Annotated in this window: 15 protein-coding genes; 3 read left to right on the top strand and 12 right to left on the bottom strand. The window is 68.9% G+C overall.

Features of this window, described 5'->3' with window-relative positions; translation table 11 throughout:
* Window positions 1-128: 128 nt before the first annotated feature.
* Both EV646_RS21720 and EV646_RS21715 read left to right on the top strand, forming a co-directional pair.
* Entirely contained in the window at window positions 129-1,439 is a 1,311-nt protein-coding gene (locus EV646_RS21720) for an MATE family efflux transporter (protein WP_132151328.1), read from the top strand.
* 41 nt (window positions 1,440-1,480) lie between these two features.
* Window positions 1,481-2,065: a hypothetical protein gene (locus tag EV646_RS21715; RefSeq protein ID WP_132151326.1), complete on the top strand. Its 585-nt coding sequence runs from the start codon at window positions 1,481-1,483 to the stop codon at window positions 2,063-2,065.
* On the opposite strand, the gene EV646_RS21710 is transcribed toward EV646_RS21715, so the two are convergent.
* Genes EV646_RS21710 through EV646_RS21665 form a run of 10 tightly spaced genes read right to left on the bottom strand, consistent with a single transcriptional unit; the run spans window position 2,062 to window position 12,094 of the window.
* Window positions 2,062-2,403, bottom strand: coding sequence for a YrdB family protein (locus EV646_RS21710; protein ID WP_132151324.1), 342 nt, complete (start codon window positions 2,401-2,403; stop codon window positions 2,062-2,064). The genes EV646_RS21715 and EV646_RS21710 overlap by 4 nt on opposite strands.
* Entirely contained in the window at window positions 2,404-2,778 is a 375-nt protein-coding gene (locus EV646_RS21705; protein ID WP_132151322.1) for a DUF4913 domain-containing protein, read from the bottom strand.
* Window positions 2,768-4,624, bottom strand: a complete 1,857-nt coding sequence (locus tag EV646_RS21700; protein ID WP_132151320.1) for a type IV secretory system conjugative DNA transfer family protein — start codon at window positions 4,622-4,624, stop codon at window positions 2,768-2,770. Before EV646_RS21700 ends, EV646_RS21705 begins: the two co-directional genes overlap by 11 nt.
* On the bottom strand, window positions 4,624-6,237 hold the full coding sequence (locus EV646_RS21695) for an ATP/GTP-binding protein (RefSeq protein WP_132151318.1): 1,614 nt from the start codon (window positions 6,235-6,237) through the stop codon (window positions 4,624-4,626). Before EV646_RS21695 ends, EV646_RS21700 begins: the two co-directional genes overlap by 1 nt.
* Window positions 6,238-6,253: 16 nt before the next feature.
* Window positions 6,254-7,762, bottom strand: coding sequence for an SCO6880 family protein (locus EV646_RS21690; protein WP_199237109.1), 1,509 nt, complete (start codon window positions 7,760-7,762; stop codon window positions 6,254-6,256).
* A complete protein-coding gene (locus tag EV646_RS40665; protein ID WP_199237108.1) occupies window positions 7,749-9,389 on the bottom strand; it encodes a TrbL/VirB6 family protein in 1,641 nt (546 codons plus the stop codon). Before EV646_RS40665 ends, EV646_RS21690 begins: the two co-directional genes overlap by 14 nt.
* A gap of 1 nt (window position 9,390) precedes the next feature.
* A complete protein-coding gene (locus EV646_RS21680) occupies window positions 9,391-10,293 on the bottom strand; it encodes a type IV secretion system protein (protein WP_132151316.1) in 903 nt (300 codons plus the stop codon).
* Complete coding sequence (locus tag EV646_RS21675; protein ID WP_132151314.1) at window positions 10,293-11,144, bottom strand: DUF8175 domain-containg protein; 852 nt, start codon at window positions 11,142-11,144, stop codon at window positions 10,293-10,295. Before EV646_RS21675 ends, EV646_RS21680 begins: the two co-directional genes overlap by 1 nt.
* 32 nt (window positions 11,145-11,176) lie before the next feature.
* The gene (locus tag EV646_RS21670) at window positions 11,177-11,446 is read right to left on the bottom strand and encodes a TrbC/VirB2 family protein (protein WP_199237107.1); all 270 of its coding nucleotides are present in this window, start codon (window positions 11,444-11,446) and stop codon (window positions 11,177-11,179) included.
* Between the two features lie 18 nt (window positions 11,447-11,464).
* Complete coding sequence (locus EV646_RS21665) at window positions 11,465-12,094, bottom strand: DUF6668 family protein (RefSeq protein WP_132151310.1); 630 nt, start codon at window positions 12,092-12,094, stop codon at window positions 11,465-11,467.
* 292 nt (window positions 12,095-12,386) lie between these two features.
* Between EV646_RS21665 and EV646_RS21660 the strand changes: the two genes are divergently transcribed.
* Window positions 12,387-13,817 carry a hypothetical protein gene (locus tag EV646_RS21660; RefSeq protein ID WP_132151308.1) on the top strand — a complete coding sequence of 477 codons (1,431 nt, stop codon included), beginning with the start codon at window positions 12,387-12,389 and terminating at the stop codon, window positions 13,815-13,817.
* A gap of 304 nt (window positions 13,818-14,121) precedes the next feature.
* On the opposite strand, the gene rplI is transcribed toward EV646_RS21660, so the two are convergent.
* Together rplI and rpsR are read right to left on the bottom strand one after the other, a co-directional pair.
* Window positions 14,122-14,568, bottom strand: a complete 447-nt coding sequence (gene rplI, locus EV646_RS21655) for a 50S ribosomal protein L9 (protein WP_132151306.1) — start codon at window positions 14,566-14,568, stop codon at window positions 14,122-14,124.
* Window positions 14,569-14,582: 14 nt separating this feature from the next.
* Window positions 14,583-14,816 carry a 30S ribosomal protein S18 gene (gene rpsR, locus EV646_RS21650; RefSeq protein WP_012924539.1) on the bottom strand — a complete coding sequence of 78 codons (234 nt, stop codon included), beginning with the start codon at window positions 14,814-14,816 and terminating at the stop codon, window positions 14,583-14,585.
* Window positions 14,817-14,887: the final 71 nt, after the last annotated feature.

Raw genomic sequence — 14,887 nt, 5'->3', positions numbered from 1 at the left:
TTCACCAATGCACAACTGTGGAGAAGAAAAAGTTTCGGACCTTCTGCACAACTGCCGGATCCGCCGGCTTGTGCACAGCTGGCGTCAGGCACAATAGGCCCCATGCTCATGACAAGCCACCCGGCGCAGTGAGGCTCGGGGAGCAGGACCGGGAGATCCTGCGGCTTGCCGTCCCGGCGTTCTTCGCGCTGGTCTCCGAGCCGCTCATGTTGCTGGCCGACTCGGCGATCGTCGGGCATCTCGGTACGCCGCAACTCGCCGCGCTCGGTGTCGCCGGGACGATCCTGCAGACGCTGGTCGGCGTCTGCGTCTTCCTTGCCTACGGCACCACTTCGGCCGTCGCCCGCCGGATCGGAGCCGGCGACCACCGTGGCGCGCTGGCGCAGGGCATCGACGGACTCTGGCTGGCTCTGCTGCTGGGCGTCGTACTGGCGGTGGCTGGGTTCCTCCTCGCCCCGGCCGCCATAGCGGCGTTCGACCCTTCACAGGACGTCGCCGACCACGCCGTCACCTACCTGCGCATCTCCTGCATCGGCATCCCGTCGATGCTGCTGTTGCTGGCGGCGACCGGCGTACTGCGTGGTCTGCAGGACACCAAGACGCCCATGGTCGTAGCAATCACCGCCAACCTCGCCAACATCAGTCTGAACGTCCTGTTCGTCTACGGCCTCGACATGGACATCGCCGGCTCAGCACTCGGTACGGCGCTCGCACAGACAGCAGCCGGCGTAGCACTCGTCGCTGTGGTGGTCAGAGGTGCCAAACGGGACGGCGCCAAGCTGCGACCGGACCGGCCCGGCATCCTCGCGTCAGCGCAGATGGGCGTGCCACTGATCGTCCGCACGTTGACCTTGCGCGTGGCGATCGTTCTGCTCACCTTCGTCGCCACAGCCCTCGGTACGACGTCCGTCGCAGCACACCAGGTCGCCTTCACGCTGTGGTCGTTCCTGGCTCTGGCACTCGATGCCATAGCCATCGCCGCACAGGCGCTGACCGGCCGCTCACTCGGCGCCGGTGACGTCGCAGGAACCCGCGCCATCACCCGCCGGATGATGTGGTGGGGCCTGCTCTCCGGAGTGGTCGGTGGACTCGCACTCTGGGGCCTGCGGGGCGTCTACGTGCCGTGGTTCACCGCGGATCCCGACGTACGACGTACGTTGGCCGCCGTACTGATCGTCGCAGCGCTCTGGCAACCCGTGAACGGCGTGGTGTTCGTGCTGGACGGCGTACTGATCGGTGCGGGTGACGGACCGTACCTGGCGATCGCGGGGGTCATAGCGCTCGTGCTGTACGTCCCGCTGGCGTTGAGCGTGCTCTGGCTCGGCGGCGGCGTTGTCGCCTTGTGGTGGGCATTCGGCGGGTTCATGCTGCTGCGGCTGCTCACCCTCGTCACCCGCGAGCGGCGCGACGCGTGGCTGGTCACAGGGGCTATTCGCTGACCCGCGCGTGCGGCATCGTGGAGCCCGGAGAAAGGAGCCGCATGGCCGACACCGAGGACGAGCAGACCGTCGACGAGGACGAGGAACTCCGGCAGCGCCGCGAGGCGATCGAACTCGCCCAGGACCAACTCGAACTCGAGGATCGGCTCCGCAACCGGCGCGACCAGCAGTCCGCCACGGCCGAGACGGCCCTGGCGATTCACCTGGCCGGCGTCGCCGAGACGGCGCGTGATCACCGGCTCAGCGAGGCCGACGAACTACAGCACCGAGCCCGCCTCGAACGGGCCCGCGGCAACCACGACCTCGACCGAACGGCAGTGGAACCAGACGCGCCCGGCGCGGACGAGACGGCAGCGAGAGGCCGGGTGCACCGCCGGAACGCGGTCGCCGCGGATGATCAGGCCAGGGCCAACGATCGCGTCGCCAACAGGTACGACGCCGAAGCGCGGGCCCTGCGGAGCGAGGTAGAGAGCGCGCAGCAACCCGGGCAGCCGCCCGCATCCGACGCCGCCTACCGGCCAGAGCGAGCACCCGAAGCACGGGTCATCCGCCGCAGGGAACGCAAAAAGCGCCTCGAAGAAGAGGAAGACCCGAACGCGCTGCGCCACAAGGGCCTCGGCCTTTAACGGTCGGGGCTGAGCCCCTGCCGGTGGATGATCAGCAGATTCGCGGCCACGAGTACGACGAAGACCACGGCTGAGACGGGGTGCCCGAGGCTCCACAGCGCAGCACCCGCGAGACCGAAGACAAGCACCTTGACCACGGTCCGCACCGCCGGCGTGGTGCGCTTGGCGGTCGGCGCCGCGAACAAGCCCCACACCACCGCGGTGATCGCGGGCAATCCGATCGCGAGCAGCAGCCGGACGAGCGTCGTACCGTCAACCGACCAACCCCACCAGGCAAAGATGCCTAGGGCAACCAACTCGGCGAGGAAGGAAGCCAGCAGGTTGCCCCACTTCCACATCTAGATGCCGCGCAGGTTGGGCTGGCGCTGGTCGAAGAAGAGCCCGGCCGGCGGCTCCTCCACCGGCAGCGGCGGGATCGGGTAGTCGGTGTGCGCGCCGCGGCAGGCCGCGAACGTGCCGTCCGGGTCGAGCAGCGCCATCATGTGCGGGTCCGCGTGGTCACGCCACCAGACCGACATCCCGGTCGCCGGGTCGAGCCGCAGGTGTTCCCAGGCGCGCCAGATCGAGTCCAGCCGGCTGAGCGCCTCGGCGTGCCGGTACCACTCGGGGCACCAGATGAACTGCTGCCCGATCCGCCGGGTGTAGAGGTAGATCAACCGGTCCTCGACGAACGCCGCGACATGCGGGTAGAAGAGTTCCTGTTCACCATCCACGACGCTGCTCCTCACTCTGTTCCCAGACCGGCACGCCCGGCATCGGCGCCGGCTTCGCCGGCACCTGTCCCGGTGGCTGCGTACCCGCCGCGACCCAAGGGTTCCCACTCGCCTGCGGTACGACGGTTCCGGACGCGCCCGGATCGTACTTCGCCAGCGACGACTTCACCGCACCGGCGTCCGAGCGGGTGAACCACGGTACGGTTTTCACCATCGTCGCCGGGATACCCGACGGGAACACGATGGCCCGCCCGGGCGGCATCGCGGCGAGGTCGGACACCTCGAGGATGTTGTGCCGCTGGGTCTGCCGGCTGGTGCCGCGCTCGCCCTTGTTGTACGACACCGAGCTGGAAATGATGTCGTAGTCGCCGATCAGCTTGCTCAGCCGTTCGAGGAAGTTGGCGTCCGACGCACCACCGCCGTACACCCGGATGTTGGCGGCGGACCAGAGCTTCTCCATCCCGTGGTCGCCCCAGCACTCCTGGCCCTGGGCCCAGGACTGCAGGATCGTCATCAGCACGATGCCGCGGGAACCGAAGTGGCTGTAGAGGTCGGGCAGGTTCTTCCAGCGGCAGACGTTCGCCGCCTCGTCCAGGACGCCGACCAGCGGGTTCGGCATCCGGCCCATCGGGCAGCCCTTGGCGAACTCCTCGGCCGCCTCCACGACGGCCACTGTCAGCGCGGTGACCAGCGGTCCCGCCGTACCGGCGCCTTCCTTGGAGAGGCTGTAGAGCGTGCCGCCCTGGCGGACGAACTCGTGCGGGTTGAACTGCGGGCGGGTGTCGTTCGGGCCCTGCGGGATGACCCAGCGGGTGACCTTGCGGTTGACCAGGAACTGGGCGCTCTGCTGCGCGGTGCCGTACACACCGGCGCGCTGCTTGTCCGGCGCGTTGATGACACCGGACAGCGCGTCCGCGGACAGGTGCAGGCCCGGGGTGTTGCGCAGGATCCGCTCCGGCTCGTCGTTGCGCTGATCCGCGAGCCAGCTGTAGACCTGGGTGATCGGGCGCTTCGCCACCGCGGCGGCGAGCAGCAACCCGGCCAGCAGGTCGGTGCCGGCGGCATCGAAGAACGCGTCGGTCTGGGCTTCGAGCTTGCGCTGCGACGCGACGAAATGCTCGGCCATCTCGCGGGCCTTCGTCTCGTCCGTGATGTAGGTGAGCGGGTTCCACCACCAGTTCGGCGGCTCCTCGCAGACCTCCTGCGGGTCGAACACCCACACCGGGCCTTTCTTCTCCCGCGGCTCCCGGGTGGCGTCGACGATGTCCCGCTTGTTCGAGGTGGCGACGACGGAGCCGGGCGCGTCCAGGATCGCCGGGACGGCGCGGGAGGTGGTCTTACCGGTACGCGGACCCCAGATGTCGACGTGCATGTCTTCCCAGGACCCGAAAACGTCGATGTTGTCGCGAACCGTCCGGCCGATCATGATGCCGGGACCGGCGTGCGGGGCGCCGAGCCGGTTGGCGATCTCCTGGGCACCCTCCCGGGTGAGCTTGTAAATCTCCGACCGCTTCGACATCAGGAACGCGGACTTGTCCACCCGGCCGACGGAGCTCTGCCGCTTCCGGAGCAGGAACCAGACGCCGCCGGCGATTCCAGCCAGCAGCACGAACTCCAGGATGAGTACGCCGGTGGCCGCACCGGACCATCGGACCCGGCCGTTGATCAGGTCGATCACCGCGGCGAACGGACCGGGGATGCCGCGGGTGTTGTTGATCGCCGCGGCGGCCTTCAACGCACCCCAGATGGTGCCGACACCGACGGCGAACGCACCGATGCCGATGAAGATGAGGACCGACTCCGTGGACAGCCCGCCCGGCCCGGTGCTTTTCTTGCCGCTCGCCATTACTCGTCAACTCCCGTCCTGGCGACCACCCGGGTGCTCGGGTCCGGCGCCGGCAGCAAGGCCGGGTCGTCGAGGCTGTACTCCTCGAGGACCGCCTCGGAGCCGTCGGCGGCGACCTCCACCTTCAGCGGCCGGCCGTCGGCGCCGGTCTTCCACAGCTTGTTGGTGTCGTTGATCTCGCGCTCGACCGAGGTGAGGCCGACGTGCACCGGGATGCCCGGGCGGCCTCCGACCTTGACCAGGAAGTTGCCGCGGCCGGGTGGTGCCGCCTCCTCGCCGGTGGCCGGGTCCCACGCCGGCGGGTCCTGCCAGCCGATGAGCATGTTCTGCTCTTCCTCGGACATCGGCACGACCTCGGTCAGGTTCTCCATCTCCGCCCGCGGCAGACCACCGCAGATGACCATGCCGGAGCGCTCGACGAAACCCTTCGCCTTCATCCGGTCCTCGGGGTGCTCCAGGGCCAGCAGGTCGGACATGGTGTGCGAGATCATCGCCATCCCGACACCGCGCTGCCGGTTCAGCCGGGTCAGCGCGTCGACCCGGTCGACCAGGCCGCGGCCGGCGCGCAGTACCCGCCAGAGCTCGTCGAGGATGACGAAGTAGTGCCGCCGCGGCTCCAGCCCGGCGTCCGCCAGGGCCTGCGCGACCGCGACCGCGCCGAAGCCGTAGGACCAGCAGGCCAGCAGTACGGCGGCCTGCAGGTTCGTCTCGGAGTCGTCGATGTTGGACACGTCGAACACGACCGGACGGTCCATCTGCATCGGGTTGTCGGTCTGCTCGGAGAAGATCTCACCCAGCCGGCCGCCCCCGACCAGACCGATCAGCGACGCCTCGAGCCCCTCGGTGATCTGCCGGTACCGGTCCAGGCTGCCGCGGTCGAGCGCCACGTTGCGGACCCGGTCCGGTGCGTCCTGGACGACCTGCAGCAGGTCGCGGAGCACCGGCGTACCCGGGTGTCGCTCGTCGAGGACCTTGAGGGCCTCGTCGATGATGGTCTCCTCGCGGTCCGTCGGCGGCGCCGCGCGCATGATCGAGATCAGCGCCGACACCATCGTCGTACGACGTCCGTGCGCGTCCGCCTGGATCGCCTCGCGGGCCTTGCCGGTGAGCCGGAGCGCGGCCTCGCGGGACTCGCCGGGGTCGAGCACGTTCAGGTGCCCGCGACCGCGGCCGAGCTGGATGACCTGGCCGCCGAGTGCCTCGATCAGGTCCTTGTAGTCGGGCTTCAGGTCGCCCAGCACCAGCGGCTGAATGCCGTACCCGGCCAGGCCGAGCGCCATCCGCCGGGTGATCGTCGACTTGCCCAGGCCCGGCTTGCCGAGCACGAACATGGACGGGTTGGAGATCAGCTTCGCCCGCATGAACCAGCTGATCGGGTCGCAGCACATGGTCGCACCGGACAGGATGTTGCGGCCGATCGGTACGCCGACCATCGGGCTGCCGGTGCCGGCCGAGAACGGCCACAGCCCGCAGACCTGCACCGTCGTACCACGCCACTCGGTCGGAGCCTGGACGTACGTCGAGTAGCCGCCGCCCGGACGCGCCCAGCCACGGGGCATCGGCCGCTTTCCACCACGCGCCGGATCGACCGGCTTCTTCGCCTTCTTGCTCACGGTGACTCCCCAGCTGTCACAAGGACTCTCGAATCCCGGCCGGTACCGAAAGGTGGTTCGCCAGTACGACGCCCAGCGGCAGCGCGGCCACGAAGGCCGAGTCCTGCGAGCCGTACGCCGGACGGAGCAGGATGCGGGCGGTCGCGCCCAGGTTGTCGACGGCGGCGATCATGTCCGGGATCTGCTCGGCCGACATCACCGTGCCGGTGACGACCATGCCGAAGTTGACCAGACCCGCGCCGCGAGCCTCCTCCTGCGCGGTGCGGTCCGCGGCACGGGCCTCGGCCAGCGTCCGGGCCGAGGGCCGGTCCGAGGTGGTCGCGCGGAACAACGCGTTGCGCTTGTCCGCCTCGACCATGCGCGCCGTGGTGGCGGCGTCCAGCGGACGGTAGAGCAGCGTGACCCGTTTGCGGTCGATGTCCGGGTGTGGCCCGACCAGCTGGGACAGCACCGACGAGAAGACCTCGCCGCGTGGTGCCTGGCTCATCTGCCAGGTCACCGACCAGGCGGAGTCGTGCCGGTACTTGTCCCAGAACGCCTGCGCCCCGGCCGGGCCGACATCGGTCCACTGCAGCTCCGGCGCCATGCCCTGGCTCCGAGCTTCGTCGATCAGTACGGCGGCCGCCGGGTCGTACGCGATCCGTACTGTCTCGCAGAGCTCCTGAGCGGTGACTGGCCGGGCCGCGCCGGCACCGGTCGAGTTCAGGCTCTGGGTGAGCGCGGGCAGCCGGGACGCGAGCTCGCGGCCCATGTCCTCTTCCTTCCGGCGCTTGCCGCTACGGTCCGTGCCCTTGAAGGTCAGCGCGACCCGGGCCGAGATCAGGGCCGAGCCCTCGGGGTAGGTCTGCACGACCTCGGTCAGCATCGCCCGTGCGATCGGCGGCGTGCCGTCCAGCATGTTGTTGCCGACCTCACGGCGCAGCCGGATGCCGGTGTCCGGGGCGCTCTCGACCGTCACCGACGCGGCGACGATGCCCGGCTCGTGACCGAGCGAGGCGAGCCACTGGCCCCAGTGCGCCACCCAGACGTCGATCTGATCCTCGTCGACCAGCGAGGCGCCGTCCGGCTCGGCGTTGATGACGACGGTGAAGTGCCGGGTGCTCGGGTAGTACAGCAGCGCGAACGGCCGGCCGTACGAGTCCTGGAACTCGCTCAGCTGGGACGCGGCGGCCAGGCCGGGCAGCTGGAACTTGCCCCACGGGGTCCGTCCGAGCGGACCGGAGCGGTAAATGTTGTGCTTCGCCATCTTTGCTCGTTGCCATCCAATGTGGTTCGAGAGCCGTGCCAGCGCGGACATGCCGTGCTTGTCCTTGGTCATCAGCATCAGCAGGACGAAGCCGACGATGAGGATCATCACCATCGCGGCGCCGATACCGCCCGCCATGCTGGCGAAGACGGTCAGCAGCAGGCCGCCCATCATGATGCCGGTGCCGAGCGTGCCCAGACCGGCGATGCCCGCCGAGGCAGGCTGCCGCCAGTTGCCGTAGGTGCGCGGTGCGCTTCGGATGTTGTCAGCCGCTGCCACTTGGTCCGTCCGAGGATTGTTGTGCGTTCCGTCGCTGGTCGTCCCGTCGACGGTCGTCCTGCTGTTGCTGTGCTCGCGCCCGGTCGTTGTCGCGGCTCGTGTCGCGGGCGCGGCCGCGGCTGCCGGACGGCCCGTCAGACCCACCGCCACCGCCACCGCCACCGCCACCGCCGCCGGATTCCTGGTTGGCCGGCTGCAGGAGTTCTCCTTCGAGATGCTTGCCGGTTTCCTTGACCCCGTCGTACGCCTTCTTGGCCGCCACTGCGATCAGGCCGGCACCACCGGTAGCCGCACCACCAGCGGCCGCGGCAGCGCCACTGCTGCTAGCGGCAGCAGCCGCACCACCACTGCTGCTACCGGCAGCAGCCGCACCACCACTGCCACCGCTGGCGGCCGCAGCACCTCCGCCGCCACCGCCACTACCCGCGGCACCACCCGCGCCACCACCGCCACCGCCACCACCGCCGCCTCCGCCGCCCCCTCCGGAGCCGCTCGGGCTTTGCGCCTGCTGGCCGGAGCGGCCGACGTTACGGGCACCGGTCGGGCCACCGCCGCCACCGCTGCCATCGGGGCTCTGGCTGTCGACCGAGCCCTGCGCCTTGTCGGCGATCTTGTCCATGCCGGTCATCCGGGCGGCGATCGCACCTGCCCCGGCCTGCCCAGCGACCTGGGCGACGAAGGGGCAGACGAACTTCAGCAGCGCCGGCAGTGCGAACAGGGCGAGCCCGAGCATGGTGAGGCCGGTGACCGTGTTCATCACCTGAGCGCCGGTGTCCTTGCCCGAGAAGTCCAGGCCCTTGCCCTCGTTGGACGTCAGCACGATCGCCATCGCGTAGACGGCCGCCTCGACGGGTTTGAGGAGCGCCCAGGCCGCGATCCATCCGGTGACCTGGCCGAAATACTGCCTGCCTCGCTCGGTGTTGGTCGCGGCGGCCGCGATCGGCAGGATGCCGAGCAGCAGAATCAGCAACGCGCTCCGGACCACCATCAGCACGATCTGGATCACCCCGGCCAGGATGGTGAGGATGCCCATGGTGATCATCAGGCCGAAGCCGATCCCGCCGACCACCGTGGTCGCGGCGGCGAAGCCGAGCATCGCGGTCATCGTCTGGCCGAAGCCGCTGCCCTCGGGGATGCTGGTGATGCCGCACTTCCAGCCGTCGGTGGCATCGACGAGCGCGCTCGTGACGAGGCAGTCGGAGAACTTGTCGCCGGCCTCGATCAGCAGCTGCGCCACCGCGATGATCAGGGACGAGGCGACCGCCAGCGTCATCAGCGACTTGAGGATCTGCCGGGCCGAGTCACCGCGCTGACTCCAGGCCATCTGGATGGCACCGACGAGCAGACCGATCGTCGCGACGAAGACGGCGATGAACTGGGTGTGGTCCCAGATCCAGGAGACCGTGCCCTGCGCCGGTTGCCCGGTGTAGGTACCGACGGCCGGTGTCGGCACGTAGATCCAGAAGGTGCCGATCACGCCCATGATGACGTTCACGGCCTGGGCGATCGCGTCCACAATCGGCTGGAACATGAATTTGATCATCTCCTGGACGGCGTCCGGTAGCGCGGCGTCGATCGCGTCTTTCAGGCATTGGAGCCAACCGTCACCACAGATCAGGGCATACATGTCAGGACGTCCTCGGGGAGACGAACCGCAGGATGGCGGGCAGCGCCACCACCGCCAGCAGCATCATCGCGATGCCCATCAGGACCTTGAGCGTCTGCTCGGCCCCTTCCACGATGCTGGCGTTCTCGGGCGCGGCCGGAGTGGCGATCAGCTTGATGGCGGTGGCGTAGATCAGCGCCGCCACCGGTTTGTAGAGGATGAAGCCGGCGAGCCAGCCGACCGCCTGCTTGAACCACATCTGGCCCTTCTCGGTGTTCGTCGCCGCGGCGGTCAGCGGCAGCACACCGCAGAGCAGCACGAGCATGCCGTAGCGGACGATCATCAGGGCCAGCTGGATGATGCCGGTGATCACCATCATGATGCCGACGATGATGGTCAGCGCGAGGCCGACGCCGTTGTCCCGGAGCGGACTGATCATCTTCTCGGCCAGCTTGTTCGAGAAGGCGTTGTCGTCCGCGCCGATCGCCTCGGTGATGATCCACCAGGAGAACTCGTCGGCCGCCTGGATCAGGGCGGCGGCGAACGCCACCCCGGCACTGGACACGACCACCAGGGTGAGCATCGACTTGAGGATGTCGCGCAGCGGTTCGCCGCGGTGCGACACCGCCATCTGGATCGCTCCGAAGATCACCGCGAGCGTGGCCACGAAACCGAGGATGTAGTTGGTGTGGACCTGGAACCAGCCGACCGGCCCATTCGTGGAGATGTCCGGGGTGTCGATCTTGATCCAGAGAAAGCCGACCCCCTTCATCACCGCCTCGACGGCCGCCACCACGACCGCCTTGATGGCGTCGAAGAGCATGTTGAAGAAGTTGCCGAAGGCCCACTCGGCGGCTTCGCCGAGCTTGTCCGCGACACAGTCGCCCCAGTCCCAGGGCGCCCACGAGCAGCCGAGAACGATCATCAGGCGCCCCGGAACGCGACGTAGCCGTCGAGCGACTTCAGCACGTCGGGCGCGACCGACCCGTTGAAGCTGCCGTCGTCCTTCAGTTCGGCCTTCCAGTCACCGCCGGACCAGACCATCGTCACCGGCAGTGATCCGACGCTGTTCACGTCGACCCGGACCGCGATCGCGATGATCGCCCGGTTGCGCTGGTAGTCGATCACCTTGAAGCCGGTGAACTGCGCGGCATCGTCCTGGTTCCGTGGGGTCGCGGTGGACCGGGCTTCGGCCAGCGCCCGGGTCCGGCCGGGGCCGGGCGCGATCCGCTTGGCCAGGACCGCTTCGGTGAGGCCGGGGTTCCGGATCTGCCCGAGCGTCACCATGGCCGCGAGTACGGCGCCGGTCGGTGAATGGGCGAAGCAGTACCGCAGGCCGGACCGGTCCATCAGGGCCGGACCTCCCTGCTGCTGGAGCGGAATGAGCATGTCTGCCTCGAACTGCCAGGTGACCGCCGGCGGCGCCACCCGCGGGACGGTCTGGGCGGGATTCTTGACCTTGCAGCCGCCGGCACCGGTCGTGGGCGGACCAGAGGGTGTGACGGACGGCGTACTCGGTTGGTCTGTGGGCGTGGCGGGCGGCACAGACGGTTCGTCGGTGGGCTGTTCGGTCGGTACGACGGTGCTCGGGGCGGGCGTCGGCTGGGTCGCCGGCGCACCCGAGTCCCGGAGGAAGAGCCAGACCAGCAGGCAGACGACGACCGCGCCCGCGACGATCGCCGCGGACACGAAGCCACGCTCCTGCCAGAACGCGGTTCGCTCGTCCCCGGCGTCGTCGTCGGACTCCGGGCCGGAGCCGCTGCTGAACAGTCCCACCGGCGATCAGTCTCCGGTGACGATCTGAGCGATCACTTGAGCTGGTCGACGATCGCCGTCGCCGAGCCGATCACGATGCAGGCCGCCAGCACCCAGCCGAGCCGGGCCGCGTGCTCACCACCCTCACCGCGCCGCTGGCCGATGGCCATCATGGCGCCGGCGATGATGATGCCGAGGCCGCAGATCAGGTAGGCGATCCACTTGACCCAGGTGACCACACCGTCGAGCTTCTCGTGACCGGGCGGCTCGGGGTCAATCGTCGGGATCTGGTTCGCGACCTCCGAGATCAGGTGTACCAACATCATCGGGATGTTTGCCTTTCAGTACGGGGCGGGGTAGTCCGCAGGGTTTGACGCGCGAAGAGCGTAGATGGATTCAAGGACTTCGAAAACCTCGTCAGGTGTGTTGTCAGGGGTGGGTGCCTCCCCTCGGCGCCACTCCTCGATCCACGGGATGTCCCACACTCTCGGCACGCCACCACCGACGATGTCGGCGAAGTCGTCGAGCACGCGGGGCAGCCGGCCGGGTGCGTCCGCGATCAGCACCAGACCGAGTACGGCGACTCCCTGCACCACTCCGGACGCCCACTCGATGGCCGCCCGCTGCGCTGCCCGCAGACCCGAACCGTGCGTCCGGGCGACCAGGATCACGGGAGTCGGCACCGGCGGTGGCGGGATGGGCCAGCGGTGGTTCGCCGCCCGGGTCCCCGGCAACAGCAGCGACATGGTCGTCTCGCCGGCACCTCCGTGCACACCGAGCCACCAGAGCGTGTCCGCGGCCGGAATGGCGAACTTCGGCAGCCGTTGATCCTCGGCCGGCGCCGGAACGCCGTGCTGAGGCGCTGACGGCCCGCGCGGAGTGACGTCCGCGGGCCGCTCCGAGGGGCCTGGGCCCTGCGGCTGCGGACCCTCGGCCGGCGGTTGCTGCCGAGTCCACGGATTCTGCGTCATGGCCCCTCCTCTCGCGCTGCGTCACAGGCTGTCGCCCACAGTATTCTCTCGCTTTCCGGGTGTACTTTCGTGACCCATCCACAGGCGAGGATGTTTCTACCCCCTTATTGGGGTCAGCCGAGCCGTGAGCTCGCTGCCCGGGCGACCTGGTATGCCTTTGGTGCGCAGCACATGCTAATGGTCTACTTTGCCGGTTGGTCGGGTGGTGGCTCGCTGACACACCGGTCTGGACCACTGAGGGCGGCGTCGCTGTCGGACGAACGAGGGAGCCGGGTAGGAATGAGTGGTCGTCGTGGCTGAGAAGATCCCTTCCTGGCCCAAGGTGACGATCCGGCTGTACGACGACCACAACGCCGAGGTGAAGATCGCCGGCCGGAGCCATCCGGTCAACCACCACGATCCCCGGCAGGCCGCGATCGGCCTGGTCAGCGAGCGGGCCCTGCAACTCGGCCGGCCGGTGAAGGCCACCGCGGTCGAGTCCGACGGCGCCTCCTGGCCGCTGATCATCCATCCGGACGGCCGGGTCGAGGCGGTCGAGACCGAGTCCCGCGGCCGGGGCAAAGGGTCTGGTTCGGGCTCAGGCGGTCAGAAGCCGATCTGGCCGATCATCGTCGCGATGGTCGTCGCCTGCGCTCTCGTCATCGGTACCGTGCTGTATCTGGCCGTGTTCAGCAAAGGCGACCCCGTCGCCAAGCCGACCGAGTCGCCGAAACTGCCGACCTTGCCCGCGCCGAGCGTCAGGCCGGACCAGTTCGTCGGCCGGCCAGTGCCGAGCGGATGGTCCACCAATGCGAGCTGGACGGTGGACATCGCCGACGGCTCCGCTCCGGCGGTGTCGCCGGACGGCACGGAGGTCGCCGTACTGACGCCGGACAACAAGATCGCGGTGTTCGACAGCAACGGCAAGGTGCTCTGGCAGGACAAGGTGCCGCGTGGATCGGAGAACCCGGTCTACACCACGATCGACTCGAAGCGGGTCCTCGCGGTCGAGTCCCCGGAGACCTTGTATTACTGGGCCGGTGACGGCGCCCAGGCGACCGAGCTCGAGCTGCCGAACTCATCCTCCGTCCAATTCTTCGGTACGTCGCCACTGGTGCAGATGGGCACCGAAGCCGGGTCCAGCGTGATCTCCGGCGGCGAGCTCAAGACGGTGCCGAACCAGCCGCGGCTGTCCACGATCCTGCTGGCCGAGGGCGACAAGGCACTGATCGCGCGGTACGCCGGCCCGCTGTACTGGAGCCAGCCCGGCAAGGACCTGGTGAAGCTGGACCTCACGCCGCCGGCCAAGACGAGCGGCATCGACCACGTGGTCGCCGCGAGCCCGGGTCAGGCGCTGGTGCTCTGGAAGTCCACCACCCCCGGCATGGTGGTCCCGGCCGTGCACTCGACCGCCAACGGCGCCGCCGTCGCCACCTGCCCGACGGTCCGGCAGGGCGACAACGACGAGTGGGACTGGGTCCCGGACACTGCCCACAAGGTCGCGGCCTGGGGCGAGTGCCTGATCGACTTCACCGCCCGGAAGACGTTCCTGCACACGGACTTCCAGCCGCAGTCGATCACCGGGACGACGATCTACGGCACCGTCGAAGGCCACCTGGTCGCCACCACGCCGGGCGGTCGCTCGTCCGCTGTCGCCAGCAACACCGCGCGCCCCTGGGGCATCGCCGGCGGCCACGCGATCGTCGTCAACGACAACGTCGTCTACGCCTTGGACAAGAAGTGACTCGGCTTCTGCGGGCAGCGGGGGCGGTGGTGGCGTCGCTGGTACTGCTGGCGCCTTCGGGGATGGCTGTGGCGGCTGATGATCCCGGTCCGACGGGTTGGCCGACCATCCAGAAACCGGACGCCGGCGGCAGCAAGGCCGACCCTGGGCCAGTCGGCTGGCCCAGCGTCAAGGAACCGGAAGCCAGCACTTCCGGCGATCCCCAACCCGTCAGCTGGCCCTCCCCCAAAGAGAACTGAAGCGGCTGAATGACGAAGGCCCGCACTCCACGAAGGAGCGCGGGCCCTGTCGGGACCTACTGACCTCAGCCGGCGACGACCTCGAGGCGGACCGTGGCGGCCACCTCCGGGTGCAGCTGGACCGAGACCTGGTGCTTGCCGGTCGTCTTGATCGGAGTGGCGATCGCGATGGACCGCTTCTCGACCAGCGGGCCGCCGGCGGCCTTGATCGCGCCGGCGACGTCCGCCGGGGTGACCGAGCCGAACAGGCGACCGGTCTCACCGGCCTTGACGTCCAGCGTGACAGCGAGCTGCTCGAGCTGGTTCTTGACCTCGCTCGCGTGCTCCTTGCCCTGAATCGCCCGGGCGTCGCGCGCCCGCTTGATGGTCAGGATCTGCTTCTCGGCGCCGCGGGTCCAGCCGATGGCCAGGCCGCGCGGGACCAGGTAGTTGCGGCCGTAGCCGTCCTTCACCTCGACGATGTCGCCGGGGGCTCCGAGGCCCTCGACCTCCTGCGCCAGGATGAGCTTCATGTGCCGGACCTCCCTCAGCGAGCCGTGCTCGTGTACGGCAGCAGCGCCACCTCACGAGCGTTCTTGATAGCGGTGGCCACGTCGCGCTGGTGCTGCACGCAGTTCCCGGTCACCCGGCGGGCGCGGATCTTGCCGCGGTCCGAGATGAACTTGCGCAGCAGCGCGGTGTCCTTGTAATCGACGTACGTCGCCTTGTCCTTGCAGAAGCCGCAGACCTTCTTCTTCGGCTTCCGAATGATCTTGGCCATTGTGGTGCTCTCTTCCTTCCAGAGCCCGGCACACGTGCCGGAATGGTCTGTCTTACATGGTCACGACCCGG

Source organism: Kribbella antiqua (assembly GCF_004345665.1).
GTDB classification, from domain to species: Bacteria; Actinomycetota; Actinomycetes; order Propionibacteriales; family Kribbellaceae; genus Kribbella; species Kribbella antiqua.
The sequence above is the reverse complement of the archived record's forward strand: the minus strand, read 5'-3'. Positions and strand labels throughout refer to the sequence as shown.

Bases quoted from the DNA above. Each gene is read 5' to 3' on its own strand.
- EV646_RS21665 (WP_132151310.1), bottom strand. From the start codon at position 12,094: ATGACGCAGAATCCGTGGACTCGGCAGCAACCGCCGGCCGAGGGTCCG.
- rplI (WP_132151306.1), bottom strand. From the start codon at position 14,568: ATGAAGCTCATCCTGGCGCAGGAGGTCGAGGGCCTCGGAGCCCCCGGC.
- EV646_RS21700 (WP_132151320.1), bottom strand. From the start codon at position 4,624: ATGGCGAGCGGCAAGAAAAGCACCGGGCCGGGCGGGCTGTCCACGGAG.
- EV646_RS40665 (WP_199237108.1), bottom strand. From the start codon at position 9,389: ATGTATGCCCTGATCTGTGGTGACGGTTGGCTCCAATGCCTGAAAGAC.
- rpsR (WP_012924539.1), bottom strand. From the start codon at position 14,816: ATGGCCAAGATCATTCGGAAGCCGAAGAAGAAGGTCTGCGGCTTCTGC.
- EV646_RS21670 (WP_199237107.1), bottom strand. From the start codon at position 11,446: ATGTTGGTACACCTGATCTCGGAGGTCGCGAACCAGATCCCGACGATT.
- EV646_RS21680 (WP_132151316.1), bottom strand. From the start codon at position 10,293: ATGATCGTTCTCGGCTGCTCGTGGGCGCCCTGGGACTGGGGCGACTGT.
- EV646_RS21715 (WP_132151326.1), top strand. From the start codon at position 1,481: ATGGCCGACACCGAGGACGAGCAGACCGTCGACGAGGACGAGGAACTC.
- EV646_RS21710 (WP_132151324.1), bottom strand. From the start codon at position 2,403: ATGTGGAAGTGGGGCAACCTGCTGGCTTCCTTCCTCGCCGAGTTGGTT.